Source organism: Erwinia sp. PsM31 (genome assembly GCF_030433775.1).
GTDB lineage: Bacteria > Pseudomonadota > Gammaproteobacteria > Enterobacterales > Enterobacteriaceae > Erwinia > Erwinia aeris.
Genome location: NZ_JARUWZ010000007.1, coordinates 49,839 through 75,686, shown reverse-complemented (window position 1 = coordinate 75,686; position 25,848 = coordinate 49,839). Strand labels below are relative to the sequence as shown.

23 protein-coding genes and 1 tRNA gene are annotated in these 25,848 nt (G+C 54.8%); 8 read left to right on the top strand and 16 right to left on the bottom strand.

Going from position 1 to position 25,848, the window contains the following annotated elements; all coding sequences use genetic code 11:
• Window positions 1-55 precede the first annotated feature (55 nt).
• From QCD69_RS08130 to QCD69_RS08095, 8 genes are all read right to left on the bottom strand, one after another.
• On the bottom strand, window positions 56-1,702 hold the full coding sequence (locus QCD69_RS08130; protein ID WP_301251654.1) for a methyl-accepting chemotaxis protein: 1,647 nt from the start codon (window positions 1,700-1,702) through the stop codon (window positions 56-58).
• A gap of 434 nt (window positions 1,703-2,136) precedes the next feature.
• Window positions 2,137-2,298 (bottom strand): YnfU family zinc-binding protein, encoded by a 162-nt coding sequence (locus QCD69_RS08125; RefSeq protein ID WP_301251653.1) that lies wholly within the window; start codon window positions 2,296-2,298, stop codon window positions 2,137-2,139.
• A gap of 132 nt (window positions 2,299-2,430) precedes the next feature.
• Entirely contained in the window at window positions 2,431-2,814 is a 384-nt protein-coding gene (locus QCD69_RS08120) for a hypothetical protein (protein WP_253453872.1), read from the bottom strand.
• A gap of 201 nt (window positions 2,815-3,015) precedes the next feature.
• A tRNA-OTHER gene (locus tag QCD69_RS08115) sits at window positions 3,016-3,091 on the bottom strand.
• A gap of 987 nt (window positions 3,092-4,078) precedes the next feature.
• Window positions 4,079-4,381, bottom strand: a complete 303-nt coding sequence (locus QCD69_RS08110; protein ID WP_253453870.1) for a hypothetical protein — start codon at window positions 4,379-4,381, stop codon at window positions 4,079-4,081.
• A gap of 299 nt (window positions 4,382-4,680) precedes the next feature.
• The gene (locus QCD69_RS08105) at window positions 4,681-5,388 is read right to left on the bottom strand and encodes a DJ-1/PfpI family protein (protein WP_301251652.1); all 708 of its coding nucleotides are present in this window, start codon (window positions 5,386-5,388) and stop codon (window positions 4,681-4,683) included.
• Between the two features lie 390 nt (window positions 5,389-5,778).
• Entirely contained in the window at window positions 5,779-5,943 is a 165-nt protein-coding gene (locus QCD69_RS08100; RefSeq protein ID WP_301251651.1) for a general stress protein, read from the bottom strand.
• A gap of 377 nt (window positions 5,944-6,320) precedes the next feature.
• Window positions 6,321-7,229 (bottom strand): LysR family transcriptional regulator, encoded by a 909-nt coding sequence (locus QCD69_RS08095; RefSeq protein ID WP_301251717.1) that lies wholly within the window; start codon window positions 7,227-7,229, stop codon window positions 6,321-6,323.
• Window positions 7,230-7,367: 138 nt separating this feature from the next.
• Between QCD69_RS08095 and QCD69_RS08090 the strand changes: the two genes are divergently transcribed.
• Window positions 7,368-7,877, top strand: coding sequence for an SRPBCC domain-containing protein (locus QCD69_RS08090; RefSeq protein WP_253453863.1), 510 nt, complete (start codon window positions 7,368-7,370; stop codon window positions 7,875-7,877).
• 45 nt (window positions 7,878-7,922) lie between these two features.
• Here QCD69_RS08090 and QCD69_RS08085 read toward each other — a convergent pair whose 3' ends face one another.
• A complete protein-coding gene (locus QCD69_RS08085; RefSeq protein WP_369894825.1) occupies window positions 7,923-9,470 on the bottom strand; it encodes a PTS transporter subunit EIIC in 1,548 nt (515 codons plus the stop codon).
• 285 nt (window positions 9,471-9,755) lie between these two features.
• Between QCD69_RS08085 and QCD69_RS08080 the strand changes: the two genes are divergently transcribed.
• The 5 genes from QCD69_RS08080 (at window position 9,756) to pdeR (ending at window position 18,907) form a co-directional block, all read left to right on the top strand.
• Window positions 9,756-12,062 carry an FdhF/YdeP family oxidoreductase gene (locus QCD69_RS08080; RefSeq protein ID WP_253453861.1) on the top strand — a complete coding sequence of 769 codons (2,307 nt, stop codon included), beginning with the start codon at window positions 9,756-9,758 and terminating at the stop codon, window positions 12,060-12,062.
• Window positions 12,063-12,306: 244 nt separating this feature from the next.
• Window positions 12,307-14,241: an exoribonuclease II gene (locus tag QCD69_RS08075; RefSeq protein ID WP_301251650.1), complete on the top strand. Its 1,935-nt coding sequence runs from the start codon at window positions 12,307-12,309 to the stop codon at window positions 14,239-14,241.
• Window positions 14,242-14,413: 172 nt separating this feature from the next.
• A complete protein-coding gene (locus QCD69_RS08070; RefSeq protein WP_253453857.1) occupies window positions 14,414-16,480 on the top strand; it encodes a carbon starvation CstA family protein in 2,067 nt (688 codons plus the stop codon).
• Complete coding sequence (locus tag QCD69_RS08065) at window positions 16,473-16,763, top strand: YbdD/YjiX family protein (protein ID WP_253453855.1); 291 nt, start codon at window positions 16,473-16,475, stop codon at window positions 16,761-16,763. The genes QCD69_RS08070 and QCD69_RS08065 overlap by 8 nt, the downstream gene beginning before the upstream one ends.
• Window positions 16,764-16,921: 158 nt before the next feature.
• Window positions 16,922-18,907 carry a cyclic di-GMP phosphodiesterase gene (gene pdeR, locus QCD69_RS08060; RefSeq protein WP_253453853.1) on the top strand — a complete coding sequence of 662 codons (1,986 nt, stop codon included), beginning with the start codon at window positions 16,922-16,924 and terminating at the stop codon, window positions 18,905-18,907.
• Here pdeR and QCD69_RS08055 read toward each other — a convergent pair.
• On the bottom strand, window positions 18,904-19,773 hold the full coding sequence (locus QCD69_RS08055) for a crotonase/enoyl-CoA hydratase family protein (protein WP_253453851.1): 870 nt from the start codon (window positions 19,771-19,773) through the stop codon (window positions 18,904-18,906). The two genes, pdeR and QCD69_RS08055, sit on opposite strands and share 4 nt — an antisense overlap.
• Before the next feature lie 197 nt (window positions 19,774-19,970).
• Complete coding sequence (locus QCD69_RS08050; RefSeq protein WP_253453849.1) at window positions 19,971-20,672, bottom strand: L-ribulose-5-phosphate 4-epimerase; 702 nt, start codon at window positions 20,670-20,672, stop codon at window positions 19,971-19,973.
• A 372-nt stretch (window positions 20,673-21,044) separates the two neighbouring features.
• On the opposite strand from QCD69_RS08050, the gene osmB reads away from it, so the two are divergent.
• Complete coding sequence (osmB, locus tag QCD69_RS08045) at window positions 21,045-21,263, top strand: osmotically-inducible lipoprotein OsmB (RefSeq protein ID WP_125287704.1); 219 nt, start codon at window positions 21,045-21,047, stop codon at window positions 21,261-21,263.
• A 57-nt stretch (window positions 21,264-21,320) separates the two neighbouring features.
• Here the strand turns inward: osmB and yciH are convergent, their stop codons facing one another.
• The 5 genes from yciH to pgpB form a co-directional block, all read right to left on the bottom strand.
• Window positions 21,321-21,647, bottom strand: a complete 327-nt coding sequence (yciH, locus tag QCD69_RS08040) for a stress response translation initiation inhibitor YciH (RefSeq protein ID WP_301251646.1) — start codon at window positions 21,645-21,647, stop codon at window positions 21,321-21,323.
• Window positions 21,647-22,408 (bottom strand): orotidine-5'-phosphate decarboxylase, encoded by a 762-nt coding sequence (pyrF, locus tag QCD69_RS08035; protein WP_441004978.1) that lies wholly within the window; start codon window positions 22,406-22,408, stop codon window positions 21,647-21,649. The genes yciH and pyrF overlap by 1 nt, the downstream gene beginning before the upstream one ends.
• Before the next feature lie 182 nt (window positions 22,409-22,590).
• Window positions 22,591-23,760, bottom strand: coding sequence for a lipopolysaccharide assembly protein LapB (gene lapB / locus QCD69_RS08030; RefSeq protein ID WP_253453843.1), 1,170 nt, complete (start codon window positions 23,758-23,760; stop codon window positions 22,591-22,593).
• Window positions 23,761-23,766: 6 nt separating this feature from the next.
• Window positions 23,767-24,075, bottom strand: a complete 309-nt coding sequence (locus QCD69_RS08025) for a LapA family protein (protein ID WP_253453841.1) — start codon at window positions 24,073-24,075, stop codon at window positions 23,767-23,769.
• A 134-nt stretch (window positions 24,076-24,209) separates the two neighbouring features.
• Entirely contained in the window at window positions 24,210-24,971 is a 762-nt protein-coding gene (pgpB, locus tag QCD69_RS08020) for a phosphatidylglycerophosphatase B (protein ID WP_253453839.1), read from the bottom strand.
• A 212-nt stretch (window positions 24,972-25,183) separates the two neighbouring features.
• Here pgpB and ribA point away from each other — a divergent pair, with 212 nt between their 5' ends.
• Window positions 25,184-25,777, top strand: coding sequence for a GTP cyclohydrolase II (ribA, locus tag QCD69_RS08015; protein WP_125287710.1), 594 nt, complete (start codon window positions 25,184-25,186; stop codon window positions 25,775-25,777).
• Window positions 25,778-25,848 lie beyond the last annotated feature (71 nt).

Sequence of the window (25,848 nt, the reverse complement as noted above, 5' to 3'; positions counted from 1 at the left end):
AGAGCGTGGAAAATGACTTTAACGCCAAAGCCCCCATTACTGGGGGCGAACCACATTAAAAACTTTCCCAATCCCCGGCTGATACAGCGGCCGCCTTCGCGGGCGTACGGCTCACGGATGGCTTAACAAAGGTCTCGGTTTTTTTGTACATCCGCGTATCTGAAGTTAACTTAAAGGCAGACACCAGTTGGCTGAGCGTCTCCGCCTGATCCTGTAGCGATCGGGACGCGGACGAGGCTTCCTCGACCAGCGCAGCATTTTGTTGCGTCACTTCGTCCATCTGCCCGATAGCCAAATGAACCTGCTCAATACCGCGGCTTTGTTCCGCTGCCGAAGTAGCAATCTCATTGACAATAGTCGCGACCTGGTTGATTGAGCTGGTCACTTTTGCTGAGTTTTCACCCACGCTGGCTGCCTGCAACGCCCCGCTTTCGACGTGCATAACGGAGGCGTTGATCAGATCTTTAATCTCTTTTGCCGCAGAGGAAGAACGCTGCGCAAGATTACGCACTTCGCTTGCCACCACTGCAAAGCCTCTGCCATGCTCGCCGGCTCTTGCCGCCTCAACGGCAGCGTTCAGCGCCAGAATATTGGTCTGGAATGAAATCCCCTCGATCAGCCCCGTTATTTCGGAAATTTTTCCGGAGCTGGTGCGGATATCTTCCATCGTATTCAACATATTCCTCACGGACTGACCGTTTTCTGTCGACAGCTTATTAGCGCTATCGGCCAGCGTGCTCGCCTCGCTGGCACTGAAGGAGTTATTTTTTACCGTTTCACTCAGTGCAGCCATACTCGAAGAGGTCTCTTCAAGCGAAGCCGCCTGCTGCTCGGTACGAGAAGACAAATCTTCATTACCTGCGGCAATTTGTGAAGATCCTGAGCTTACGGATAACGATGCGCTATTAACAGCCGTTAACGTCTCTGAAAACTTAGTCAGTAATTTATTAAACGCTGAAGCGGTTTTTCCTATTTCATCAGCGTGGCTGTCGTCAGCCTGGCGAGTAAGGTCTAACGTGTTGCTGACTTCCAGCATTGTCTCTTCTATATTCAGAAGGCTTCTTCTGATATTCAGAATGGTTTTTATGGCAAAAAAGCTGAGCAGCACAATCACCAAAAGAACCGCAGTTGACATCATCCAGATTGTTTTTGAATAGATTTCTCTATTGATTTTTTTTAGCTCATTGCCAATCTGGATATTAAGTTCAATCTGCTTATTCAAATCTGATGCTAATTTTCTGCCTGCAGCACCTATACCTGATTCACCCTGAAGCAAGGCCAGCGTTACGCTCTCATTTTGCGCGCGGGAAGCATTAAGAAACGCCGGTAAGTCAGCCCGTACTGCGTCGATGTCACGGTAGATCTGCTCTGTCATACTATGATCTTCAGCACTGGAGATATCATTAGCCATGTAATAATCAGTCAGCTTTTTCAATTCATCCAGCGTGTCGTCGATATGGCGTTCAGCGGCAGGCAGCTTTGTATCATCGGTAAGCGCCTGGTGCTTGTATAAGGCCAGGCCCAAAGCGCTGGAAGCGCTAATGGATTTGTTAAGATCCTTAATGCTGGGGATAGCATTATTCTGCACATATTCGAAGCGGGATTGAAAACCCGATATAATTGAGAATGATACCGCTGCCAGCGTGCATAAAGCCAGTGCCAACAGGGTAAACGTCAGGAACAAACGCTGCGTAATATTCATACCTACCTCAAACCTGATAATTTAATAAGCCCTAAGAAGACGTTTTGTCCCCAGGGTAGGGTTATCGGTATGCCGTTGAAAAAAATTAGCCCTTGTATCACGTTTAAATTTTTTTTCGTGCAGGGCAATACAACCTATTATTAATATTGATTTTATTAGTTAAGTTACATTTGCTCACGTAATACTGACGTGCAAAGGATCCGTATTGTGCTATCGGCTTTTTATCGTTTTGGTCACCCGGCCCTTTTAATCTTCAGCCTGTAAGCCAAAACTCACTGTATGTGTTAATTAATTTAGCAAGTTATGTTTCATGTTTTAAGGATAAATCATCTGGACGCCCCTGTTTCTGGCGCCGTAACAGCCATTCCTGGCGCGGTCAGTATTAAACACGCCGATAAAAACCGCCCGGAGGCGGCTTAGCTTTTCAGCACTATTTAACCGTGAATAACAAAAAGGGATTTGCAATGTGGGCAGAGCAATGCCTGCTCTCGAGAAATTTTTGCAACTGAATGCTTAGAGCTTTTTCCGCATATAGGGCATTTGGCGTCAGCGTTTATTCTGGCGATACGGTCCATCATCTGAGCGAAAAAGGACATGGTATTTGGCCTTGTGAGAAGTGAGCCTGATTATACCATCCCTGCGCAAATTTTACTCAACTAACCTGCATTTTCGATCTGGATTAGGCTGCCGCACTTTAACGCCTGGCTTTCTCTGTGGGGAAACCTTGATCATTTGACTGTCTCAATAGTTGAACCGTGCGAATTCATCACGTAGACCTTGTCTCCCGGATAGATGTATTGATACAGCGTTCCATCCGCTTCTTTAAGGCCAGGCATTTTCACGCTATCCACCTCGCTGATAAGCACAGCTACAGCGTCCCCGACCAGTACGCCATCCCTTTCACTGATCATAATGGCCTCTTGCTGTAAGACTTTGCTTTTCTCTTCATTTTCATAGATAGCAGGCATTACCTCAGCAAAATCGGGATTGGGATGCTCTTTGGTCAGCGTCAGAACATAGCCGAAGGTTTCCGAACCGCGTCTTGCAATAGTGATATTGTTCACCTCACAGATATGCGTCACACCCCCGATGATACTTTTAACGGTCAGCATAGTGTTCTCCTTCTTCCGGACGTAAAAAAGCCCCGCGTTGGCGAGGCTCAGGTTGTTTGCGCACCTTATTCCAATAACGGACAGACAACGCTCAAAACGTTATCTCTTACGCTGATCCCCCTATAATACCCTTTATATAAAAAGGTTAATAAAGCGCAGGCGTAAAAAAAGGCCACCCAGGGTGACCTTCAGAACAAGTACTGGACCGCCGTCAGGGATTCGAACCCCAAACCTTCAGCTCCGTGGCTGATGCTCTCTCCAGGTGAGCTAACGGCGGTTTAATCCTGATGCCGGTTACGTTCCGGTAACCTGATGCCGGTTACGTTCCGGTAACCTGATGCCAGTTGCGTTCCGGTAACCTGATTCCGGTTACGTTCCGGTAAAATCGTTAGCGCAGCTTGTTCACCCGTCTCCCTGAGGAGAAGCAGGGTTGATACGTCCCTCGCGCAGGAGCATGTTCTGGTAGTGTAGTACACCGCAGACAGAAAAAAGGCCCTGCCTGAGCAGAGCCTGAAATTTGGTGCGCCTGTTTATCATCACTGATTAAGGGTCAGTCCGTCGGTCGGGCGGCGCATTGGCGACTACCTGATTAAGCATAGTTATGGTTCAGCAAATAGCAAATTAAGAGCCGATGGCCAGGCGCTGTGGTTCAGGCGAGATGACCAACCGCCGTGCCGGTAACAGCTGTTTAAAGTGGCCTGATGGCGGCACTTATGCTGCTAAACCTCTCTCCATACTTTGGCTCGCACGGCGGTATTGGCAGCATTTCAGGGTAAACATCCCTTAATAAGATTCGTCTCAGAACAAAATTTAACCACCGGGATGTGATTCGGATCACTTTATGGTCTGCGTATTACTTTAGGGTGGTGAGGCAAAACAGAGTTAACTTCGTTTTTTTGCCCGCGGCTCCCTGCGGGCTTTTTTTATATAAATAATCCTGAATAACGCCTTACCTGTCCGTGTCAGCACAGAGATGAGCATGATATAGCTGCTATTTTTACCAAAAGCGCGCACGGTTCAGGTTTAATAGGTGCTGATAAAAGCGCTAATATTTTCTATAGAGAGGTTACACTGAAAGCGAGCCAGAAAGCAGATAGTTAATTTAAAGCGAGGACAGATATTATAATAACCGTATTCAGTGGCACGAGGCCTTAACTATCCGTGTGCGATAAGATGGTTTCAGAATACAAGGTTTTTAGTGCCACTGTAAAATATAGAAAAGCTCATTAATTTCACCGCCTTTGTCTTTATTCCTTCACGGCGGCTAAGCCTTTAAAATTGATACCGGCACTGATATCCAGCTGCCTATTGAAGCGTGAACCACGGCGCGGTACACCGCCTCCGGTAAGGTTTTGCCCACGGAGGGCGCTCTTTCGTCCAGATAAGCGATAAACATCTGTTTATGGCCGCCGCTGCTCAGGAATATATTCAGATTGCTTATCAGATATCCAGCCTTGTCCCACGTCGTAGCCGCGCCTTTCGGCCAGGCGCCGCCTATAGCTTTAAGCACGGCCCATTCCAGGGCTTTGCCTTCCAGTTCGTCGGTTTGAACGGTTTCAGTCTGCATTATATTCCCCGTAAGCCTGCCTTGCCTGGCAGAAAAGCGTTAGCTGCTAAATTGTTGCCAGTTATTCCATACTTCGGTAACAAATGCACCCTGATAATGCTTCTGTCGCTTATATTCAGAATCAGGCCATGCCTGGCCGCCGCTCTTTATTATTAATACCCTAAGGACAAAGCAGACTATTCTTATTTATTGACATCCCGGCTTATATTCAGAATTGGCCCCGGTGTTAATTACCGCTGTAATAAATATCAAGCCAGCATCGTCTTTTAGTGACGCCGTCACCTGCCTGCCGGTCCCGGTCACGACCGGCAGGCAGAATTGCTCAGCCGTAATGCCGCTTTTTGCGTTGCCTTCAGCCTTTTAGCAATGAATCCCGCCGCCTGTGCGCTGGCTCTTGCGACCTGCTCTGCTGAAGCCACGCGAGGGGAGCCGCAGTCAAACGGCGGCGCAGGATCGTATTCCATCTGCAGCTGGATAGCCTGAGCGATTTCGTCGCCGTAGAGCGCGGCCACCACGCTAAGCGCAAAATCGATGCCGGAAGTCACGCCAGCGCCGGTAATAAGATTACCATCCCGCACTACGCGCTCGCCTACCGGCTCGGCACCCAGTAACGCCAGCTGCGACAGCGATCCCCAGTGGCAGGTCGCTTTGCGTCCCTGTAAAAGCCCGGCGGCGCCCAACACCAGCGAGCCGGTACAAACGGAGGTAAGCAAATTAACCTCTGCGCTTTTGCGGCGGATAAATGCCAACGTATCGTTGTCTTCCATCAGCGCGATCTGCCCTGGGCCGCCGGGCACGCAAAGGACATCCAGTTTTGGGCAAGCCTCAAAGGTTGTGGAAGGCAGGATCGCCATGCCGCGATCGGACACTACCGGTTCCCGCGTTTTCCAGATGAGATGCACCTGCGCGCCAGGTGCCCGGGTAAAAACTTCAAAAGGGCCGGTAAGATCTAGCTGGGTTAAATCGGGGTAAAGCAAAAGGCCAATGGCAAGGGTTTGGGCAGACATGCTTTTCTCCTGAAAAAATGAAGTCCGTTTTTCGCATATTCACAGACAGACGGCAAGCGTAAAAAAGCCGTCTTATACGGCGCACGCCCTTTCTCGCGATCTGAGTTTTCTCCACCTGTTCCAAAAGAAGGATATAAACGAAGCGGCAAATCTGGAACCATGCAGATATAAAATTATCGGCAAAAGCGAAAATGAAGCTCCCACTTCTGAATAAGTTGTAGAAATTAATAATAATGCATAAAAAAACCCGCCACCCCTGAACCAGAGGGATGCGGGTTTTAGCCGGTTACGGGACAACCTTAAATTACTTTCTTCGGCCAACTTAATCAATCGGCTAATAGTTGAGCCAATTTAAACGGCCCGATACTACCTGTGGTCATCCCATACTACTTAGCTGCGGTGGCTGTTCTGCCCACCTTTTTTACCGGCTTCGGAGGCCTTATCACGGTCGTTTTTGAAAGAACCGCTGCTGCTCTGGCCGCCTTTCTTACCTGCTTCTGATGCTTTTTCACGATCCTCGGCGAAGTTGCCGGAATTTCCACGATGCTGAGTCATAATAGCTTCCTCTTCGTGTATTCAATTTCTCACCGGATAATATAGCTCGGCTACTGCTGTTTTTACCGAACGCCGGTGAACGTCGTGCATGAATAACTATAGCAACCTCTCATCAGCCTGCAAGAAAAAACCTTTATTTAATGGCGGATCGCCTGTTTCATTTTATATTCAACAGGCTTTCTCATACGCACCCTGAAAAAGCCAGCCAAATCAGTAAAATATATAGACGCGAAAAATATGACATAATTTTTCAGGATTATTAATAATGTTTTAAAATAACAGTTAATAAACCACAGCAGGCTTAAGCCTTTATCTCTGTAATGAAATATACCCATTGCAATAGCAAGACGGCAGAAGGGCCGTATGTCCCTGTCTGATTACGGCTCATCGCTGAACAGAGCGGTAAACAAGGCTCGCAGCCAGCGGTGCCCGGCGTCACGATGCGTGCGGTCGTGCCACGCCAGGATTTTGGTAAAGCCGGGAATGACCAGCGGCGGCGCCTGTATCGCCATTTTCTCGACGCCCACGGTCAGTCGATAAGGCGTTACCGCAATCAGATCGCTGAGCTGCAAAATTTCCGGCAGCATCAGAAAGCTGTTGATCGCCATGACCACCCTTCTTTCGCGTCCCAACGCCGCTAAAGCGCGATCGGTCACGCCGGAAAATCTGTCCCCGGTAAAAGAAACCAGAACCTGGTCAAGCTGGCAGAAACGGTCCAACGTCAGCGGCCGGGGGCCGGCATCAGGATGATCTTTGCGCATCATGCAGACATAGCGTTCATCAAAAAGGTGGCGGGTGTGCAGCTCCTGCGGCGTGGTTTCAGGCGTGACCAGGGCGAAATCGATTTCGCCCCGCGCCAGCTGATCTGCGAGCTGGCCGGCCTCAACCGGCACCACAGCCACGCGAATGCCCGGTGCCTGTCGACGCAGCGCGGTCACAAACGGCACGATAACCGCTTTTAAAGCATAATCCGTGGCGGCGACGGTGATCGTCATCTCTGCGCTGGCCGGGTTAAACACTTTTCTTTGTAATAACGCTTCCGTTTCGCTGAGGATCCTTTTCACCGGCGCAGCCAGCTCCAGCGCGCGTGGCGTGGGCACTATCCCTCTTTGCGTTCGGCTGAACAGCGGATCGTCAAAACAGTCGCGCAGCCGCGTCAGCATTCCGCTGACGGCTGGCTGAGTAAGCGACAGCCTGGCTGCCGCACGCGTAACGCTGCGTTCATCCAACAATGCATCCAGGGTTTTCAACAGATTCAAATCCATTGTGCGGATATCCGTTTTCATCACGCTTCGCTTCCCCTTTAGATATCATTCTTCATGATATCAGTAATAACAAACCCTGATTAGCCTTATATCAGCACTCTCCGCATACTCGCTTTACCAACAGCGACTGGCGCTGTGCTCTGTTTTTATGGGTGACTAATGAACGCTATTATCTGGCCTGAAGGCTATATTCCGGGTTTTTGTGATAACTTCGCCTCGAATGAGGTTATTGTGGCAGGTCTGTCCACGGCGGAAGTCTGGCCGCTGTTGAATACCCCAGCGCTGTGGCCAACCTATTATGAAAATGTTGCTGATATTCGTTTCTGTCACGGTAAAGGTCCGCAGCTGGCGCAGGAGGTGCGTTTCTACTTCACGACTTTTGGTTTTCCTGTCGAGGCGCAGGTAACTGAATGCGTAGCGCCATCCACCGGCGAACCGGCGCGCGTGGCGTGGCATGGCTGGTCCGGCGAAGGCGAAACGCGGCTGGATGTGCATCATGCCTGGCTGCTGGAAGATTTGGCCGGCGGACGCGTACGTATCCTGACCCAGGAAACCCAGAACGGCCATCCGGCTAAAGCACTGGCGAAAACCACGCCAAACCCGATGATTAACGGCCATCAGGCATGGCTGGATGGCCTGGTCGCCGCCGCCCTCGCCCGGAAAGCCTGACACGGCGAACGTTCTGTAAATGCGGCCTGCCAGGGACGGCAGCAGTCAGGCCACGCCCAGGGCAGCTTTCACCTCGCTGGCGATTTTTTCAACCTGCGGCCCGTAAATGACCTGGATATCGTGGTCGCTGACGCGGTTGATGCCGTTGGCGCCCGTGGTCATCAGCGTTTGATCGACGACCTCTTTCATCTCTTTTACCCGCACCCGCAGTCGGGTAAAGCAGCAATCGACGTCCTCTATATTGCCTTCGCCGCCCAGTCCGCTAATGATCACCCGAATACGCTGATCGGCCGCGACCGTTTTGCTTTCCGGCTCCGTCTCTTCCGCTTCCCTGCCCGGCGTTTCTACCCGCATACGCAGGATAACAAAGCGAAAACCGTAGTAGTAAACCGGCACGTAGATGGCGCCAAGCACCAGCGTCCACCACCATTGAGTTTTGCTGCCGCCAAGAATACCAAACACCACGAGATCGATAGCGCCGCCCTGAATATTGCCGATCATCAGGTGCAGCATCGACATCAGCATAAAAGACAGGCCGCTAAGGAGCGCGTGCAGCAGATAAAGAATGGGCGAAACAAAGATAAAGCAGAATTCCAGCGGCTCGGTGATGCCGGTCGTAAACGAAGTGAGCGCGCCCGCCAGCATCAGCGCTTTGACCCGCTGCTTGTGCTCCGGCCTCGCACAGTGATAGATCGCCAGCGCGGCCGCCGGCAGGCCAAACATCATCACCGGGATTTTTCCCTGCGCCAGGAACTGCGTGGCGTTTCTGATAATGTCATCCGGTACGGAGCCGGGATGGGTCAGCGCGGTATTAAAGATATTCAGCGCGCCCACGATGGTCTGATTATCCACGGTAGCGACGCCACCAATAGGCGTGAAGCGCACCGTTTCGTTAAGGATATGATGCAGGCCGGTAGGGATAAGCAGGCGTTCGCTGGTGCCATATAAGAAAGCCCCATACTGCCCGCTTTTGCCGATTAGCTCGCCAACCCAGGCGATACCGGCGCCGATAGTGGGCCAGATCGCCGCCAGCAGCACGCCCACCAGCGGCAGCACCAGCACGGTCACGATCGGCACAAAACGTCGCCCGCCGAAGAAGCTGATAGCGGTAGGCAGCTGCGTGGTATAGAAGCGGTTATGAATGGTCGCGGTCAGCAAACCGGCAATAACGCCGCCCAGCACGCTCATGTTATAGGTAAAGATACCCAGCATCGGGATATATTCCGCCGAGGTCATCATGGCGGCCGTTTGCTCCATGCCTTTCGCCTGCAGCGCTTCCGGCGTGGTCGTAGCCGCCGTCAATCCCTGCGCCGCAAGCGTGGCGCTGACGCCGACATGCATGGCGATAAAGCCGATAACGGCAGCAAAGGCGGCGGTCGGCTTTTCCGCTTTCGCCAGGCCAATCGCGCTGGCAACGGCAAAAAAGAGCGGCAGATTGGCAAACAGCGCGCCCGCCACCTTGCGGATAAAGCCAATAATCAGCTGTGGAACGTGCAGGCTGGCAAACGCATCGCCGGTTATCGCCGGGTTTTGCAGCGCGGCCGCCACGCCCAGAAAGATACCGGCGGCGGCGATAACGGAGATCGGCATCATCAGCGCTTTGCCGAAAGCATGAATTTTACTGGCAAATTCTTTCACAGGCCCCTCGTCTTTCCGGCTGAAAGCCTGAGTATGATCCAGCGCAAGACGGGACGCGGAGAAATGCATATGCTTCCGTATGATTCTTTGATATGTCTCACGCTTTAGCGATAAACCCCACCTATCGCATGATTAAAGCAATCAATTAGACAATTTTGTTAAGAAGTCACAGACTGTGCCGATAAAAGAAGTAATAACTTCTTAACAAGACAAAAACATTGTAACCACCTGCGAAGCACTATGAAATTTAAAACTGCAATAAAACCCTACCAGGCGGCGGCGGGCGGCTGGGGATCACTGGAAGCGACAACCCGTTTCGTTTTTGACAGCAAACAAGTTCTGAAAAATATGCGCAACCTGATGCGCATGAACAAAGCCAAAGGCTTTGACTGTCCCGGCTGCGCCTGGGGCGACGATAACAAAAGCACCTTCAGCTTTTGTGAAAACGGCGCCAAGGCCGTGACCTGGGAAGCGACGCGCCGCTTTATCGACGCCAGCTTCTTTGCTCAACACAGCGTTTCCGCCCTCTATAAGCAGAGCGACTACTTCCTGGAATATCAGGGTCGCCTGACCGAGCCGCTACGCTACAATCGTGAAACCGACCATTACGAGCCCATCAGCTGGGACGACGCGTTTGCCCTGATCGCCCGCCATATCAAGGCGATGGACAATCCTGACCAGATGGAGCTTTACACCTCTGGCCGCGCCAGCAACGAAGCCTCCTGGCTTTATCAGCTGTTTGGCCGTATGAACGGCAGCAATAACTTCCCGGACTGCTCAAATATGTGCCACGAGGCCAGCGGCACCGGCCTGAAGCGCAGCATCGGCGTGGGCAAAGGCACTATTCGCCTGGATGATTTCGATCATGCGGACGCTATTTTTGTTTTCGGCCAGAACCCCGGCACCAACCACCCGCGTATGCTGCACAGCCTGCGTCACGCCGCCGATCACGGTGCAAAAATCGTGACCTTTAACACGCTGCGCGAACGTGGCCTGGAGCGCTTTGCGGATCCGCAGAAGCCGCTGGAAGTGGTAACCAGTAAAGCGGGCACCATCAGCTCTACCTATTATCAGCCAAACCTCGGCGGTGATATGGCAGCGGTGCGCGGCATGGTGAAAGCGCTGGCGGAAACGCATTATGCCCGTCTGGCGGCTGGCGAACCTGGCCTGTTTGATGAAGTCTTTATCAATGCCAAAACCGAAGGCATGGAAGCTTACCTGGCTGCCGTCGAGGCGACGGAATGGTCGCATATCGTTCAGCAGTCCGGCCTGACCGAACAGCAGATCCGTGAAGCGGCCGCTATCTACCAGAGCGCCGAGCGCGTGATCTGTACCTGGGCGATGGGCATCACGCAGCACAAGCATTCTGTGGATACGGTGCGCGAGATCGTTAACCTGCAGCTGCTGTTTGGCCAGCTGGGCAAAAAAGGCGCAGGCCTTTGCCCGGTTCGCGGCCACAGCAACGTGCAGGGCAACCGCACCATGGGCATTGACGAGAAGCCTTCTCAGGCCTTCCTCGACAGCCTGGGCAAACACTTTGGCTTTGAGCCACCGCGCGAAATCGGTCACAACACGGTTGAAGCGCTGGAAGCGATGCTGCGTGACGAGATCAAAGTGCTGATCGCGCTGGGCGGCAACCTGGCCGCCGCCGCGCCGGACAGCCCGCGCACCGAAGAGGCGCTGCGTCGCTGCGGCCTGACCGTGCAGATCAGCACCAAGCTGAACCGCAGCCACCTGTGTCCTGGTGCCGTTGACGCGCTGATCCTGCCGACGCTGGGGCGTACCGAGCAGGATATCCAGGCGACCGGCCCGCAGTTTATCACCGTGGAAGACTCCTTCAGCATGGTTCACGCCTCTGAAGGCGTGGGCAAGCCTATCGCCGAGACGCAGCGTTCCGAAACAGCGATCGTTGCCGGTATCGCGCACGCCGTGCTGGGTTCGGAAAAAGTGGACTGGCTGGGCCTGGCAGCGGATTACAATCTGATCCGCGACCATATCGCCGCTACCATTCCGGGCTTTACGGATTTCAACGCTAAGTGCGATATCAAGGGCGGTTTCTATCTGGGCAACGCCGCGGCAGAGTTCCGTTTCAATACGCTGAACAATAAAGCGCAGTTCAGCGCCGCCAGCCTGCCGGACTCGCTGTTCCCGCAGCTGGATGTGGAAGTGCCGTTTACGCTGCAAACGCTGCGCTCGCACGACCAGTACAACACCACGATTTACGGCCTTGATGACCGCTACCGTGGCGTGTATGGCCAGCGCGAAGTGCTGTTTATCCATCCGGAAGATATGGCGCGTCTGGGCTTTGCGGCGGGCGACAAGGTGGATATCGAAACGCTGTGGAACGACGGGATCACCCGTAAAGTCAGCGAGTTCAAGCTGGTGCCTTACAACATTCCAAAAGGCAACCTGGCGGCCTACTATCCGGAAACCAACCCGCTGGTGCCGCTTTCCAGCTTTGGCGACGGCAGCGGCACGCCAACGTCTAAATCGGTGCCGGTGAAAATCACCCTGTCCGAAGTGAAGCCAGGCTTGCGTATCGCCTGAGTCACAATGCGCTAACACCAGGCCGGGATTTTCCCGGCTTTTTTATTTCTTACGGCTGGCGACAGGCATTCGCGGCTGGAAAATTCTTCCGCCCTTTTGCCGCCGCCAGCCCGTGCCAAAAAAAGCGCGGCAATTCAGCGCACAGCCTCGCAAAGCCCGCGATTTTCCGGGCTTTTTACTTGCCGCGGGGCGGTTAATCGCGTAAAACTGTCTGCCGCTCTTAGGCCACGAAAACGTTGAGATTATGTTCCAGGATAACCCGCTGCTCGCGCAGCTCAAAGAGAAACTCCACTCCCAGACGCCGCGTGTTGAAGGGGTGGTAAAAGGCACCGAAAAAGGCTTCGGCTTTCTGGAAGTTGATGCCCAGAAAAGCTATTTCATTCCGCCGCCGTTCATGAAAAAAGTGATGCACGGTGACCGCATTGTTGCCGTGCTGCAAACCGATAAGGATCGTGAAGTCGCCGATCCGGAAAAACTTGTTGAGCCTTTCCTGACGCGTTTTGTCGGCCGCGTGCAGAAGAAAGACGATCGCCTTTCTATCGTGCCCGATCATCCACTGCTCAAAGACGCTATTCAGTGCCGTCCCGACCGCAACCTGAATCATGAATTCCAGGCTGGCGACTGGGCCGTGGCCGAGATGAAGCGCCATCCGCTGAAAGGCGATCGCACTTTCTACGCCGAGCTGACCGCTTTTATCACCACCGCTGACGACCATCTGGCGCCGTGGTGGGTGACGCTTTCCCGCCACAATCTGGAGCGCGAAGCGCCGGAAGCCGTGGCTGGCGAGATGCTTGACGAGCAGCTTGAGCGCGAAGATCTGACCGCGCTGGATTTTGTTACCATCGACAGCGCCAGCACGGAAGATATGGACGATGCGCTGTACGTAGAAGCATTACCGGAAGGCCAGCTGCGCCTGACTATCGCTATCGCCGATCCGACCGCTTACGTGGCGGCGAACAGCGAGCTGGATGCTATTGCCGCCGAGCGCGCGTTCACCAACTACCTGCCGGGCTTTAACATTCCGATGCTGCCGCGCCAGCTTTCCGATGACGTCTGCTCGCTGCGTCCCAACGAGCGCCGTCCGGTGCTTGCCTGCCGCGTAACGGTAGCGGCCGACGGCACGCTGGGCGAAGATATCCACTTCTTCGCGGCCTGGATTGAATCCAAAGCCAAGCTGGTTTACGACCAGGTTTCCGACTGGCTGGAAAACAGCGGCGACTGGCAGCCGGAAAACGACGCGATCGCTACCCAGATCCGTCTGCTGCACAAGCTGTGCCTGGCGCGCGGCGAGTGGCGTAAAACCCACGCGCTGGTGTTTAAAGATCGCCCTGACTTCCGCTTCCTGCTGGGCGAAAAAGGCGAAGTGCTGGATATCGTTGCTGAACATCGCCGCATCGCTAACCGCATCGTGGAAGAAGCGATGATCACCGCCAACATCTGCGCTGCCACCGTGCTGCGCGAGAAGCTGGGCTTCGGGATCTACAACATTCACCTCGGTTTTGACCTGGTGAACGCCGAGCAGGCCGCCAGCGTGCTGGAAAACCACGGCGTGAAGGTCGATCCGCAGGCTATCGCCACGCTGGAAGGTTTCCGCGTGCTGCGTCGCGAACTGGACGCGCAGCCGACCCAGTTCCTGGACAGCCGCATCCGTCGTTTCCAGTCGTTCGCCGAAATCGGCATCGAGCCTGGTCCGCACTTCGGGCTGGGACTGGAAGCCTATGCGACCTGGACGTCGCCTATTCGTAAGTACGGCGATATGATCAACCATCGCCTGCTGAAAGCGATGATCAAAGGCGAAGCGGCTTCCCGTCCGCAGGATGAGATTACCGTGAAGATGAGCGAGCGCCGCCGCCTGAACCGTATGGCAGAGCGTGACGTGGGCGACTGGCTCTATTCCCGTTTCCTGCAGAAAGCGGCGGGCACCGACGAGCGCTTTGCGGCGGAGATTATCGATGTGTCTCGCGGCGGCATGCGCGTGCGCCTGACCGCTAACGGCGCCGTTGCCTTTATCCCTGCGCCGTTTATTCACGCGGTACGTGATGAGATGGTATGCAGCCAGGAAAGCGGCACGGTGCAGATCAAAGGCGAAGTGGTTTATCGCGTGACCGATCTGATCGAAGTGACCATCGCAGAAGTGCGGATGGAAACCCGCAGCATCGTGGCTCGTCCGGCAGCCTGATGCTCTGTCAGGCGGGACGCCCTGTCCCGCCTGCTTCTGTCGCCCTTGCTCTCTGAGGTCGCGCGGAGAAAAAAACCTCTTGCCTCACACTTCTTATTCCCCCTGCTTTCACTAACAAAATATCAACATTACTTTAGCGTTATCTCGCTGGGAGATAACAAGGAGTATTGTGATGATCAAGGTAAAATCGGCCATTGTCTGGGCCGGCGTGGCGATAGTCGGCGCGATCGCCTTCGCCATGCTGGCGCTCAGCCGCGGTGAACAGGTTAACGCGCTCTGGCTGGTGGTGGCCGCCGTGGCCTGCTACAGCATCGCATGGCGGTTCTACAGCCGCTTTATCGCCAAAAACGTGTTCGAACTGGACGACCGTCGGCTCACTCCCGCCGAAAGGCTCAACGACGGGCTGGACTACGTGCCCACCAATAAATGGGTACTGTTCGGCCACCATTTTGCCGCTATCGCCGGCGCCGGCCCGCTGGTCGGCCCGATTCTGGCGGCGCAAATGGGCTTTTTGCCCGGCACGCTGTGGATCCTGATCGGCGTAATGCTTGCGGGTGCGGTACAGGATTTCCTGATCCTGTTTATCTCCACCCGCCGCGACGGCCGCTCGCTGGGCGAAATGGCGAAACAGGAGCTGGGCGCGTTCGCGGGCGTTGTAACCATGCTGGGCGCGCTGGGCGTAATGATCATTATTCTTTCCGCGCTGGCGCTGGTGGTGGTCAAAGCGCTGGCCAACAGCCCCTGGGGATTGTTTACTATCGCGGCCACCATCCCTATTGCCCTGTTTATGGGGATTTATATGCGCTTTCTGCGTCCGGGAAAAATCGCAGAAGTATCGCTGATTGGTTTTGTGCTGATGATGGCGGCAATTATCTACGGCGGCAACATCGCGCAACACGAGTTTTGGGGGCCGTTTTTTACCCTCAAAGGCACTACGCTGACCTGGGTGTTAGTTATTTACGGTTTTGTCGCTTCCGTGCTGCCGGTGTGGCTGCTGCTGGCGCCGCGCGATTACCTTTCCACCTTCCTGAAAATCGGCGTGATTGTTGGTCTGGCTATCGGCATTTTGTTTGCCATGCCGGAGATGAAAATGCCCGCCGTGACGCGTTTTATTGACGGCAGCGGCCCGGTGTTCGCCGGCAGCCTGTTTCCTTTCCTGTTTATCACTATCGCCTGCGGCGCTATCTCCGGCTTTCACGCGCTGGTCTCCAGCGGCACCACGCCCAAGCTGATTGAACGTGAGAGCCATATCCGCATGATTGGCTACGGCGCGATGCTGATGGAATCGTTTGTCGCGATTATGGCGCTGATCTGCGCTTCGGTCATTGAGCCTGGCGTCTATTTCGCCATGAACTCGCCTGCCGCACTAATCGGCACTACGGTAGAATCCGCCTCGCAGGCTATTAACGGCTGGGGCTTTGTGGTGACGCCGGAAATGCTGAGCGGCATCGCCAGAGATGTTGGCGAAGGCACTATCCTTTCTCGTGCCGGCGGCGCGCCTACTTTTGCCGTAGGCATGGCGCATATCATTACCGAAGTGTTTAACAGCCGCGCCATGATGGCGTTCTGGTATCACTTTGCCATTCTGTTTGAGGCGCTGTTTATTCTGACCGCCGTGGATGCGGGCACCCGCGCCTGCCGGTTTATGGTGCAGGATCTGGTGGGCACCGTGGTGCCGTCGCTGGCGAACAACCGTTCCTGGCTGGGCAATATGGCGGGCACCACCGTGGCGGTAGCGGGCTGGGGGTTCTTTGTCTATCAGGGCGTGGTCGATCCGCTTGGCGGCATCAACACGCTGTGGCCGCTGTTCGGCATCGGTAATCAGATGCTGGCCTCAATGGCGCTGATCCTCGGCACCGTTGTCCTGTTTAAGATGAAAAAACAGCGTTACGCCTGGGTGACCATCCTGCCGACGGCGTGGCTTTTTATCACCTCAATGTATGCAGGCTGGCAGAAGATTTTCCACGAAAAACCGGCCATTGGCTTTCTTGCTCAGGCCAGAAAGTTTTCTAAAGGCATTGAGGACGGCATGATTATCGCGCCAGCCAAAACTGTAGCGGATATGCAGACTATCGTGTTCAGCAATCAGATCAACGCCGCGCTCTGCGCCTTTTTTATGCTGGTTGCCGTTACCATGCTTATCGCGGCTTTTTTCGTCATTCGTCGCGCATTAAACAGTCAAAGTCCGACGGTGCACGAAGCCGATATTTCCCTGCGAAGCGAGGCGCGTCATGGCTAGAGCGATTTTTTCCCGACCTGCAAGAAACCGGCTTCAGGTGATCCGCTGTCGACCTTTAGCCACAACGGTATTAAAAGAATCACTAACGTTACGTTTGTTAATGTCGCGGCTGGCGCAGTGTTTTCGCCTGATGGTTGGCGTTCAGGACTATCAAACCTACCTGCGACATATGCAGCAGCATCATCCCGCTAATAAGGCCATGACGGAGAAAGAGTTTCACCGCTACTGCCTGGAAGCCCGCTTTCCTTCCGTGGCGGGAAAAGTCGGAAAATGTCCCTGCTGATCTCCGCCCCGATCGCGCGGTCGGGGCTTTTTTCGCCATAGTTAATTTCCGACATAAAAAATATCTTAAACATTGCGCTTGTGATTATCCTGTTTGCCGAATACTGTTGCTAAAATAAGAAGATACAGCCTGTATTGCATCCTCCAGGGAGAAATCTGATGACCGATGAGCAAGGGCAATCACTACTTTATACCTGGTTTGGTACTAACAGCCCTCATTGGCGTTTAAAGTCCGACAGCGATGCGCTTTTATTTGCAGAGGATGAATCGGCCGATACGCACGTCGTTATCCCCTTAACGCCTACGCAGGCGAGCCTGCTGCGCGCGATGACCGTGATCACCTCCAGCGTGAACCTGACGGTGTCGCTGTATGGCGAGCCGCTTTCCATGCATCTGGTTGGCCGCCGCGTTAACCAGACTGAATGGGCGGGCAGCGCCTCCGCCTGGGGCGATACCGCAAGCGTGGCGCGCGATCTGGCGCTGGGCCTTTCGTTTGCCGAACAGGTGGTGTCGGAAGCCAACTCGGTGATCGTCATCCTGGACCAGCGCGGCAATATTCAGCGCTTTAACCGCAAAAGCGAGGAGTATACCGGGCTGAAAGAACAGGAAGTTATCGGCCGCAACGTCTTCCAGCTGTTTATGACCCGTCAGGAGGCGGCTTCGTCACGTCGCAACATCAGCGGTTTTTTCCGCGACGGCAACTCTTACGAAGTGGAAAGATGGGTGAAAACCCGTCAGGGACAGCGTTTGTTTCTTTTCCGAAACAAGTTTGTCCACAGCGGCAGCGGGAAAAATGAAATCTTCCTGATCTGCTCCGGCACCGATATTACCGAAGAGCGACGGGCGCAGGAGCGTCTGCGGGTACTGGCGAACACCGACGGCATTACTGGCCTGCCCAATCGTAATGCGATCAATAACGCTATCGCAGAAGCGCTGGCGGAAGAGGTGCAGCAGCAGATCGGTATCGTCTATCTCGACCTGGATAATTTTAAGAAAGTTAACGACGCCTATGGCCATATGTTCGGCGATCAGCTGTTAAAAGCGGTGTCGCTGGCTATCTTAAGCTGCCTCGCAAAGAACCAGACGCTGGCGCGCCTGGGCGGCGACGAATTCCTGGTGCTGGCGGTCGGCGCGACGCAGCAAGAGCTGGAAGCGATGGCTACGCGCATTCTCGACAGGCTCAGACAGCCCTTTCGCATCGGGCTGATTGAAGTCTATTCCGGCTGCTCTATCGGCATCGCGCTGAGTCCGCAGCATGGCGAAGATCGCGAGAGCCTGATCCGCAATGCGGATACGGCCATGTATACGGCAAAAGAGAACGGGCGCGGCAAGTACTGCATTTTTGCGGCTGAAATGAATCAGCGGGTATTTGAATATCTCTGGCTGGATACCAATCTTCGCAAGGCGCTGGAGCAGGATCAGCTGATTATCCACTATCAGCCCAAGCTGGATCGGGCCGGTGAAGTGCATAGCGTAGAGGCGCTGGTACGCTGGGTGTCGCCGGAACGCGGGCTGGTTTCACCGGCGGACTTTATCTCCTATGCCGAAGAGTCGGGGCTGATCGTGCCGCTGGGCCGCTGGGTCATGCTGACCGCGCTTGAACAGATCCTGGCCTGGCGCAAAAAAGGCATCAACCTGCGCGTGGCCGTTAACGTCTCGCCGCGCCAGCTGCTTGATGAAAGCATCTATATCGATCTGAAGCGCGCGCTGGGCAAAGCGAACCTGGCGAGCTGCCCGCTGGATATTGAGCTGACCGAAAGCTGCCTGATTGAAAACGAGCAGCAGGCGTTGACGCTGATGAATCAGTTCCAGGCGCTGGGAGCGGAAGTGCATCTGGACGATTTCGGCACCGGTTACTCCTCCCTTTCGCAGCTGGCGCGCGTGCCGATTAACGCCATCAAGCTGGATCAAAGCTTTATTCGCGGCGTTAACAGTCAGCCGGTTTCACAATCGCTGGTGCGGGCGATTGTCGCGGTCGCGAAGGCGTTGAATTTGCAGGTTATCGCGGAAGGTATCGAAACGACAGAGGAAGAGACATTTATAATGGCGAGCGGTGTGGACGCTCGCCAGGGATTTTTATATGCCAGGCCTATGCCCGCAGACGCGCTGGAGCAATGGCTGGCAAAACGTTACGCCGGTGCTTAACCCGCTTTACGCATAACCTGCGCGCTGTGGCGGTTCTGCAGCTGTACCAGCCTTTCCATATAGGCTATATCCTTGGGTTCGATAGAAAAGGCGAATTCCACCCAATCTTCGGTGATATCCATCAGCTCTGCCCGCGTCAGCTGCAATACTCGCTGACGCGCCTTTAACATCGCTCTGACGCCGTTGAGTTTCGGTTTCATCGTGTCGATAAAGGTGCGGGTAGTCTGGTAGCCCTCGCCCGGCTGGAACAGCCGATCGACCAACCCTCGCGTTTCGAACCATTCCGCCGAATGCGACTCTCCTTCGCAGATCAGCTCTTCCGCCAGCTTCATGCCCGAACGCCGGGCCACCAGCGAATAGCCGCCCATGCCCGGAAACAGGTTGAACGCAATTTCCGGGAAGCCCATGCGCGCCGTGTCCTGCGCCAGGATAAAGTGGTGCGCCAGCGCGGCCTCAAAGCCGCCGCCCAGCGCGCTGCCCTCGATCATGGCGATGGTCACCGCGCCGGTATCAAACCCGCGCGCCGCCGCATGAATGCAGTCCACGCAGGCGCGCGCGTAGGCCCGCAGCGCTTCACGACGCCCGTTTTTAATGCATTCCACAAAAAATCCGAGGTCGCCGCCCGCATTAAACATCGTCGGCACCAGCGAGCCGGTTACCCAAAAGTCGATGGGCAAGCCGGAACGCTGCGCGGCATAGCTAAGGTTCATTATCTCTTCGATAAGCTCATGGTTAAAGCTGGGGCGCGGCTGCGCGCGTAGCATCATCCATAACGTGCGTCGTCCTTCTTCGTAGTAGGCGGAAAGCTGAGTGGTTTGTCCAGCTTCGCTAAACAGCCGGCAGGTGGTCTGATTAATTACGGTCATATTCTCATCCTCTGTTTATGGGTGCGCTTAAGCGCGCTCCAAGCGTAATGCAGAGTGCGAGACGGCTGTACTTTCGTTTGATTTTAAAGGTAAATTATTTTCACCCCGCTGGCCTGAAAGCCAGCGAGGCGCTAATAACTGACGGTTTTTACCGCAAAGACCGGTGGAGGGAAATAACGTTATGATTTCTGATTAAATTATTTTATCTGACCATACCAGGCATTGCTACCGTGCTTGCGTAAATAATGGCAGTCCAGCAGCGGCTGCTGAATGGCGGGCAGCGACGGCGTTAACAGCTGGCTGTAAATGCCCATATAGGCGACTTCTTCCAGCACGACCGCCGAATGCACGGCTTTTTCCGGCGTTTTTCCCCAGCAAAACGGGCCGTGGGAATTGACCAGAACGGCCGGCACAGCCAGCGGATCCAGATCTTTTTCACGGAAAGTTTCGATAATCACCTGCCCCGTTTCCCACTCATAGCGGGAGCCGATTTCTTCCGGCGTCATCTGGCGACTACAGGGAATGGCGCCGTAAAAATCATCGGCGTGGGTAGTGCCCCAGGCGGGGATCTCTCTGCCCGCCTGCGCCCAAATGGTGGCATGGCGGGAATGCGTATGGACAATGCTGCCTACCTCAGGCCAGGCCAGATAGAGCGCGCGGTGCGTGTCGGTATCGGAAGAAGGCCGCATATTGCCTTCCCGCACCTCGCCGCTGTGCAGATCGACCACGACCATATCTTCGCGTTTCATCGCCTCATAGCTGACCCCGGAAGGTTTAATCACTATCAGGCCCTGCTCACGATCGACCGCGCTTACGTTACCCCAGGTGAACACCACCAGACCGTGGCGAGGCAGCGCCAGATTGGCTTCCAACACCTGTTGTTTCAGTTCTTCCAGCATTTGGTTTCTCCCACTTTTTTCTACATTGTCCCCGCTGGCCAGCCATCAGGGTATGGAGGCAATCGCTGGATGCGTGGCAGAAATTAGCTGGGTGACGGTAAAAAGCGTGGGAAATTAAGATTTTTTACCTGTGAAGACGATCGTCTATGCTTAGAATACGTGCCAGCAATACCTTTACAGAAATAAGTCTGAAACTTAACAAATGTGTAAGTGTTGCTTCACGAGTACGGTAAGAACGACGTGATATATGATGGCAATGTTTTATTTACGTGAGATAAATCGCTAAGAAACGGGCGTATCCGGGCCAAAAGGCAAGGTAAACCTCTATACTTATAGCGTTATTCCTGCAGCAGCAATGATGGAGAAGTGACTATGTCAGTAACAATTAAACGTATTACCGCTGGCCTGCTGGCCGCCACTCTGGTGCTTTCCTTAAGCGGATGCTCAAACTGGTCGAAACGCGATCGCAATACCGCTATCGGCGCGGGCGCGGGTGCTATCGGCGGGTCTATTCTTTCTAACGGCAGCGGTCTGGGCACCGTCGGCGGTGCCGCTGTGGGCGGGATCATCGGTCATCAGATCAGCCGTTAACGGCTGACCGTTAAGCAAAGAAAGCACAAGGCCGCGACAAAACGCGGCCTTTTTGCTTCAGCCGCCCGCCAGCTTCACTTTCAGTCCTTTAGCTTCCAGCAGCGTTTTCAGCAGATCGCGCTTGTCGCCCTGAATTTCAATCACGCCCTCTTTAACCGATCCGCCGCAGCCGCATTTTTTCTTCAGCTCGGCCGCCAGCTTTTCCAGACCGGCATCCGGCAGATCGACGCCCGTGACCAGGCATACGCCCTTGCCTTTACGGCCGCTGGTTTGCCGCTGTATGCGCACGATGCCGTCACCTTTTGGCCGCTGTACCGCCGCTTTGGGTTCATCGATGCGTCCGGTTTCGGTGGAATAGACCAGACGGCTGTTGTTATCGGCCATTATGCCTCCTGAAGTGATGCGATGATGTTATTCAACGCGGCTGCCGGGTCAGCGGCCTGGGTGACGGGACGACCAATCACCATATAATCCACCCCGGCCTGTAGCGCCTGCTGCGGAGTCATAATGCGCCGCTGATCGCCCGCCTCGCTGCCCGCAGGACGAATGCCCGGCGTGACCAATTTAAAGTCGCTGCCCAGCGTCTGTTTGAAGCGCGCCGCTTCCTGCGCTGAGCATACCACCCCGTCCAGGCCGCACTGCTGCGTGAGCCGCGCCAGCCTTTCAGCATGCTCCGCTGGCGAAAGCTCGATGCCAATCCCGCGCAGATCCTCCGCTTCCATACTGGTCAGTACGGTCACGGCGATCAGCAACGGCGCGTCTTTACCAAAGGGCTTTAGCGCCTCACGAGCGGCCGTCATCATTCGCGCGCCGCCGCTGGCGTGGACGTTAACCATCCAGACGCCCAAATCGGCCGCCGCCGCAACGGCATGTGCGGTAGTATTGGGGATGTCATGGAATTTCAGGTCCAGAAACACCTCAAAGCCGCGCTGCTGTAGATCCCGCACCAGCTGGGGGCCAAACAGCGTAAACATCTCTTTGCCGATTTTCAGGCGGCAGCTGCGCGGATCGATACGGTCAACAAAGGCCATGGCGCTGGTATGATTAGCGTAGTCCAGCGCCACCAGGATCCGGGAGCCGTGAGATGATTGCATGTTGAAACCCTCTGAAATAGCGCACCGCAGGGTGCAGGAGATAAACGGCAAGCATTCTACCTGCGACGTCGTTAAATTCACAGTTTAGCGGCAAGTTTTCCCTTTTCGCCTGCCAGACCATGCGGCTCTCATTGCTGCTGAAACCCTGATATGAAGTTTACTCATTAGTATGTTGTAACTATTTTTCACCTGTTAAAAAAGCCAGCGCTCCACAACAGGAGCCGCTGGCCGGTTTATTGCCCGTCCAGGCCGCGGATAGGTTTAACCGAGGACCAGGCGCGACAGGAAGGACAGTGCCAGTAAAGCGCATGGGCGGTAAAGCCGCACTTGTGGCAGCGGTAGCGCGGCTTGGTGCGGATCTGTTCGCCGACCATATCCCGCAGCACCATCAGGCTCTCTTTTGCCCTACCGTCTTCCGCTTCATGCAGGTGGTAATCCATCAGGCGATGGAAAACGCGCATGGTAGGATGGCGCTGCAGCTGGCGATTAATATAGATCTGCGCCACTTCGCCGCCCTCGTCTTTTTCAATGACGTCAGAGAGGTAAAGCTCGGCCGCCGCGCCGGTATTTTCCTCAACGCAGCGCTTCAGATACTCGGCCCAGGCGTTGGGCTGTTGCAGCTGTTGATAGCAGGTTTCCAGCATCGCCAGCGTTTCGCTGACCAGCTCTTTATCCTGTTCTATCACGCGCTGTAAAAACCCAACCGCTTTTGCATAGTCGCCTTTCGCCATGTGGATACGCCCCATCATGATCGAGACGCGGGCGCTCTGCCTGTCGGCGGATTCGCCTTTTTTCAGCAGGCCCATAGCGCGATCCAGATCGTCGCTGCCCATCGCCTGGAGCGCCAGCTCGCAGTAGAAATGCGCAATTTCCATACGCTGCTTTTCTTTGCCCAGCTTTACCAGCCGTTCGGCCACCTCGATGGCTTTTGGCCAGTCGCTGGTCGCCTGATGAATAAGCAGCAGCTGCTGCAGCGCGCCGACGCGGAAGTCCGTCTCATCGGTCAGCTGGCTGAACATTTCTTCCGCCCGATCGTAAAAACCCGCGGCCATATAGTCGCGGCCCAGCTGCTGCACGGCCAGCAGGCGCTGATCGTAGGTCAGCGAAGCGCTTTCCATCAGGGCCTGATGAATGCGGATAGCCCGGTCAACCTCGCCTCGCGAGCGAAACAGGTTACCCAACGTCAGATGCGCCTCTACCGTGCCGCTGTCTTCCTTCAGCATATCCAGAAAGAGATCGACCGCTTTATCCTGCTGATTGGACAGCAGGAAATTGACGCCGGCGACGTAATCGCGCGACAGGCGGCTCGCTTCCTGTTGCTTATCCTGCTGCGCGCTCCTGCGCCCCATATACCAACCATAGGCAGCGGCAACAGGCAGCAACAGAAACAGCAGTTCCAACATAGGGGATTATTCCTTAACGGCAGGCACGGCTGGCTGAGCCGCCGCTTCTTCTGCCTGCCCCAGCTTCTGCTGGAGACGTTTCAGTTTACGCTGGGAATTAGCCAGCGCCACGCGCAGACGGAGCCAGAACAGACCGCAAATCGCCCAGCCGATTAAAAAACCCGCAGCGAACAGCGTAGCCAACAGCGTCGAAACGCGATATTCGCCCTGCGCCAGCAGATAGTTAAAGGTAACCACCTGATCGTTATGCGCGCCAAGCGTAATAGAGATAATGAAAATCACTAAAACCAGTAAAAAAATCAGCAAGTATTTCACAGTCCGTCCCATAGTCTGGTGATAACCAGATGAATTATGCCAAAAAATTAGCCCTGTTGCTTGCCTGATGCGCGCAGGGCGCATGAAATGCCTGCCCAATCCTCAGGTTATGGGGGCAAACGGCGCGAACACAATCACGCCTCGTCGCGTTCGCTTATTTCCTGCTCTTCCGCCGGCGGAACGGTGAGCGGCCCGCTGTAGCGCTGCACCAGCCAGGTCGCCAGCGTGACCAGCACCCAGCTGATAAGCGTCGAGGTGATCAGGTCGCGCGGCCAGTGCATTCCCAGCACCAGACGGCTTGCCATCACGCCAATCGCCCAGGCCACCAGCACGCACAGCGTGACGATACGGCGGCGAGGCCATAACAGCCCTACCGCCAGCAGCGCCCAGCTGGCTGCAAACATGGTATGACCAGAAGGGAAAGCATAGCCGGTTTCAAATTCCCAGTGCGCCTTCAGCCAGTCAGGCAGGCGAGGATCTTCCGCAATCGCTTCCCGCACCATTACGCTGCGCTGCTTGCGGGTCTGCTCGTAAAAGTATTTTTCATCAAGCCCGTGGTTTTGCTCCAGCCACAGCACATAAGGGCGCGGCTCGCGTACCTGATCTTTAATAAACGTTTTGGTGTACTGCCCGAGCAGGATTGCCGACACCACGATCAGCAACAGAATAATTGCCGACTTAAGGCGATAGCGCAGGCACCACAGGAACCACGCGCAGAGGATCACGCTGGTTAAGGTTCCCCATGGACTGGTCACGGTTTCGGTCAGCCAGAACAGCAGCTGATGGCCCCACCCTGTTTCCACCGGCTGCCAGCGCCAGCCGGACAGCAGCACGCCGAACGGCATAATCAACAGCAACAGAGCACCCAGCGTGGTGCGTTTGGCGATCTCAAACATGGCTTTCCCCGGCGATTCAGTAAGGCATTGATTTATTTCTGATGACAACGTGATAAAAAATAATAACATATTGATTGAGATGGCGATAATTGTGCGGTATTAAAACAATCGCTCGAAGAGGTTAACCGCCCGACGCCCGATTGTGGCAAAATAGCTATTATGAATGGTCGGCGCAAAGGTTAGCGCAGCCCCTGATGTATCTGGAGAGTCACATGCAGCTTAAACGGGTAGCAGAAGCCAAACTGCCCACGCCGTGGGGAGATTTCCTCATGGTTGGTTTTGAAGAACTGGCAACCGGTCACGACCATGTGGCGCTGGTTTATGGCGATATAACGAACAGCGAGGCGGTGCTGGCGCGCGTGCATTCCGAGTGCCTGACGGGCGATGCTCTGTTCAGCCTGCGCTGCGACTGCGGTTTCCAGCTGGAGGCGGCGCTGAACCATATCGCGGAAGAAGGCCGCGGCGTTCTGCTTTATCACCGTCAGGAAGGCCGCAATATCGGTCTGCTGAATAAAATCCGCGCCTATGCCCTGCAGGATAAAGGCTACGATACCGTTGAGGCTAACCACCAGCTTGGCTTTGCGGCCGACGAGCGCGATTTTACCCTTTGCGCGGACATGTTTAAGCTGCTGGGCGTTAATGAAGTGCGTTTGCTGACCAACAATCCGCGTAAGGTCGAGATCCTTAGCGAGGCGGGGATTAATATCATCGAGCGCGTGCCGCTGATTGTCGGGCGCAATCCTGAAAACGCGCACTACCTTGATACCAAAGCCGAGAAGATGGGTCATCTCTTGCCAAAAGAGTAACGGATACGGGGCCGACAGCGTCCCGTTTTGTTTTTCCGCGCGGCGCTTTCCCCCTTCCGCGCAAAAAAATG

What these genes read in the sequence shown, in the direction of transcription:
- QCD69_RS08130 (WP_301251654.1), bottom strand. Translation starts at nt 1,702, where the DNA reads ATGAATATTACGCAGCGTTTGTTCCTGACGTTTACCCTGTTGGCACTG.
- QCD69_RS08125 (WP_301251653.1), bottom strand. Translation starts at nt 2,298, where the DNA reads ATGTCCTTTTTCGCTCAGATGATGGACCGTATCGCCAGAATAAACGCT.
- QCD69_RS08120 (WP_253453872.1), bottom strand. Translation starts at nt 2,814, where the DNA reads ATGCTGACCGTTAAAAGTATCATCGGGGGTGTGACGCATATCTGTGAG.
- QCD69_RS08110 (WP_253453870.1), bottom strand. Translation starts at nt 4,381, where the DNA reads ATGCAGACTGAAACCGTTCAAACCGACGAACTGGAAGGCAAAGCCCTG.
- QCD69_RS08105 (WP_301251652.1), bottom strand. Translation starts at nt 5,388, where the DNA reads ATGTCTGCCCAAACCCTTGCCATTGGCCTTTTGCTTTACCCCGATTTA.
- QCD69_RS08100 (WP_301251651.1), bottom strand. Translation starts at nt 5,943, where the DNA reads ATGACTCAGCATCGTGGAAATTCCGGCAACTTCGCCGAGGATCGTGAA.
- QCD69_RS08095 (WP_301251717.1), bottom strand. Translation starts at nt 7,229, where the DNA reads ATGAAAACGGATATCCGCACAATGGATTTGAATCTGTTGAAAACCCTG.
- QCD69_RS08090 (WP_253453863.1), top strand. Translation starts at nt 7,368, where the DNA reads ATGAACGCTATTATCTGGCCTGAAGGCTATATTCCGGGTTTTTGTGAT.
- QCD69_RS08085 (WP_369894825.1), bottom strand. Translation starts at nt 9,470, where the DNA reads ATGATGCCGATCTCCGTTATCGCCGCCGCCGGTATCTTTCTGGGCGTG.
- QCD69_RS08080 (WP_253453861.1), top strand. Translation starts at nt 9,756, where the DNA reads ATGAAATTTAAAACTGCAATAAAACCCTACCAGGCGGCGGCGGGCGGC.
- QCD69_RS08075 (WP_301251650.1), top strand. Translation starts at nt 12,307, where the DNA reads ATGTTCCAGGATAACCCGCTGCTCGCGCAGCTCAAAGAGAAACTCCAC.
- QCD69_RS08070 (WP_253453857.1), top strand. Translation starts at nt 14,414, where the DNA reads ATGATCAAGGTAAAATCGGCCATTGTCTGGGCCGGCGTGGCGATAGTC.
- QCD69_RS08065 (WP_253453855.1), top strand. Translation starts at nt 16,473, where the DNA reads ATGGCTAGAGCGATTTTTTCCCGACCTGCAAGAAACCGGCTTCAGGTG.
- pdeR (WP_253453853.1), top strand. Translation starts at nt 16,922, where the DNA reads ATGACCGATGAGCAAGGGCAATCACTACTTTATACCTGGTTTGGTACT.
- QCD69_RS08055 (WP_253453851.1), bottom strand. Translation starts at nt 19,773, where the DNA reads ATGACCGTAATTAATCAGACCACCTGCCGGCTGTTTAGCGAAGCTGGA.
- QCD69_RS08050 (WP_253453849.1), bottom strand. Translation starts at nt 20,672, where the DNA reads ATGCTGGAAGAACTGAAACAACAGGTGTTGGAAGCCAATCTGGCGCTG.
- osmB (WP_125287704.1), top strand. Translation starts at nt 21,045, where the DNA reads ATGTCAGTAACAATTAAACGTATTACCGCTGGCCTGCTGGCCGCCACT.
- yciH (WP_301251646.1), bottom strand. Translation starts at nt 21,647, where the DNA reads ATGGCCGATAACAACAGCCGTCTGGTCTATTCCACCGAAACCGGACGC.
- lapB (WP_253453843.1), bottom strand. Translation starts at nt 23,760, where the DNA reads ATGTTGGAACTGCTGTTTCTGTTGCTGCCTGTTGCCGCTGCCTATGGT.
- pgpB (WP_253453839.1), bottom strand. Translation starts at nt 24,971, where the DNA reads ATGTTTGAGATCGCCAAACGCACCACGCTGGGTGCTCTGTTGCTGTTG.
- ribA (WP_125287710.1), top strand. Translation starts at nt 25,184, where the DNA reads ATGCAGCTTAAACGGGTAGCAGAAGCCAAACTGCCCACGCCGTGGGGA.